The following is a 2756-nucleotide window of genomic DNA, read 5'->3' as shown; positions in this document are numbered from 1 at the left end:
GACCCCGTCGCGCAATCCACCCCCGGCGCCAGCACCGCGGGGTGGGACACCATGCCCGTACCCGGCAACTGGGAAACCCGCGACGACTACAACACCTACCGAGGTGAGGCGTGGTACCAGCGGTCCTTCACCGTCCAGCACCCCGGCTCTTCCGACTCCCGGTACTGGCTGACCTTCGATGCCTGCTTCCGGACCTGTCAGGTGTGGGTGAACGGTCAGCTCGTCAAGAGCCTCGCCCTCAAGGACGCGTCGAACGACGCCGACAACGGTCTGGACGGGACCGGTCTCGTCTGGTCCGAGAGTGACGCGCACACCGGTGGCTACACGGAGTTCCAGCTGGATGTGACCTCCGCGATCAGGACGACCGGCACGAACACCGTGGTCGTCAAGGCCGACAACACTGTCTCGACCGGCGCCTGGTACCCGTGGGGCGGCCTGTCCCGGGACGTCAGTCTCACCACCACGCAGCCGCTGTCCGTCACCCGGCAGGAGATCACCGCAACCCCCGACCTGACGGACGGCACCGCCTCCGTCACTTCCAAGGTCTTCGTGCGCAACACCAGCGACACTGACCAGCAGGTCACGGTCGACGGCTCCATCACTTCGGCCGCCACCGGCGCCGACGTTCCCGGCGCGACCGGCCTCACCGGCACCGCGACCGTTCCCGCAGGACAGACGGTGCCCGTCACCCTGAGCGCCTCTCTGGACGCCGACACCTACTCCCTCTGGCAGCTCGACGACCCCGACCTCTACCGCCTGGGTCTGACCCTGTCCCGGACCGCCGCTCCCAGTACGGTCATCAACGGGATCAGCGACACGTTCGGCATCCGCTCGATCAAGATCGACGGCACCAAGGTGCTGCTCAACGGCGAGAGGCTGAAGATGGCGGGAGGCAACCGTGTTTCCGACGACCCGATCGACGGCAACACCGAGCCCCTCGACAAGATCCGCCGGGACCTGGACATGATGAAGTCCGCCGGCATGAGCGTGACCCGCCTCATGCACTACGCCCAAGCCCCCGCTGTCCTGGACTACGCCGACCGCATCGGCATGCTCCTCATCGGCGAGACCCCGGTCTGGGGTTGGGACGCCGACCTGACGACCGCCCTGCCCAACATCAAGCAGCAGATGGCCGAGCAGGTGTACAAGGACTTCAACCACCCCAGCATCTTCGCCTGGTCCGTCGGCAACGAGCTCTCTTCCCACACCGAAGGGGGCAGGACCTACGACCGGCGGATGGCCGACTTCTCCAGGAAGATCGACCCCACCCGGTACGTCACCCAGGTGAACAACAAGATCAACGAGCCTTCGATAGTCCCGTGCGCCGCCGGTGAGACCGGGTGCGGGCTCAAGGACGGCACCCAGTACATGGACTTCGTCGCCATCAACCTGTACGGCAACTTCGACACCGGAGTGCAGTGGGCGCACAAGCTCTACCCGACGAAGCCCATCATCGTCACGGAGTACAGCACCGACATGAGGGGCTCGAACAACGGGGGATACCTCACGAGCCAGGAAAGCCTCGACCAGAAGACCGCCAGCGGCGACCGGGCCCAGTCCTTCTTCGCGAACAAGGACTACGTCTTCGGCTGGTCGCAGTGGACGTACAACGACTACCGCAGCACCTACACCAACAGCAGCCCGAACAACGTCCGCGGCTTCGGTGATGTGGACGTGTGGGGCCGGCCGAAGGCGTCCTATGCCGCGATGCAGTCCGCGAACGCGCCGGTGAAGCCGCTGGCGCTGTCCACGCCGAAGAACCAGGGCGGCACCGACGAGGCGACCGTCACGGTCACTCCCCGGGGCCCGCTCGCCACCGCCGGCCCCTCGTGGACCCTCACCGGTTATAAGCTCGCGGTGAAGGTCACGGATGCCGACGGCACGGTCGTAGCGGGCACGGTCACCGACCTGCCCGAGATCGAGCCGGGGGATCCCGTACTGCGGGTGCCGGTGGCGTGGAAGCACAGCGACTCCGCCGCCCAGGTCCGTGTCTCGCTGCTCTCCCCGCTGGGATTCCAGGAAGCGGTCCACACCACTGACCTCAAGGCCCCGGCCCAGCCAGTGATCACCGGCACCGCCGTCGCCAACAAGTCGGTTCGCGTGCGCTACGCCGACGCGGTCGACGGTCTGAAGCACACGGTCAAGGCCGTCGCCCCCGACGGGACGGTCGCCGCGACCAAGACCACGGCCGAGCCCTTCGCCGACCTCACCGGCCTGACGAACGGCACCGAGTACACGGTCTCCGTCACCACCAACAACACGGCCGGCAGCAGCACCGCGGCCACCACGAAGCTCACGCCGGCAGGAAGCCTTCCCTACGGGCCCAACCCCGTGCAGGTCACTCCGGTCGACCAGGGCCTGGTTCTCGGCTACACCGAGACCGTCGACGCTCCCACGAGCGCCCAGCGCAACGGCACCTTCCAGGTCATCGTCACGGACACCGTCACCGGCACGCAGGTGCAGGACTACCGCACCACGAACCGGCCCGGTACCCGTGTCGAGGGCCTCACGCCCGGCCAGACCTACTCCCTGCAGATCCGGCGTCTGAACTCCTCCAACGGAACCCCCCTCACCGCGTGGAGTGAGAAGGTCGAGGGCACGGTCCCGACGTCCAGCCAGGCCCCGGCGCTGAAGGTCAAGGGCACGATCGGCGGAGCCACTTCCGGCGGCATCGCCGTCGTCCCCGCCCCCGGCACCATCCGCTACGAACTCACCGTCAACAACGGCAAGCCCTTCCAGGTCAACCGCGCCGCCAT

Annotated in this window: 1 protein-coding gene; it reads left to right on the top strand. The window is 67.4% G+C overall.

The annotated features are described in order from the left end of the window. Positions 1–51 precede the first annotated feature (51 nt). The coding region (locus AB0E14_RS39585) for a glycoside hydrolase family 2 TIM barrel-domain containing protein (RefSeq protein ID WP_362430398.1) at positions 52–2756 on the top strand (2705 nt) is incomplete at its 3' end.

Source organism: Streptomyces sp. NPDC047981, assembly GCF_040653315.1.
Lineage (GTDB): Bacteria > Actinomycetota > Actinomycetes > Streptomycetales > Streptomycetaceae > Streptomyces.
Note: the sequence above shows the minus strand (reverse complement) of the source record. Positions and strands in the feature narration are given on the sequence as shown.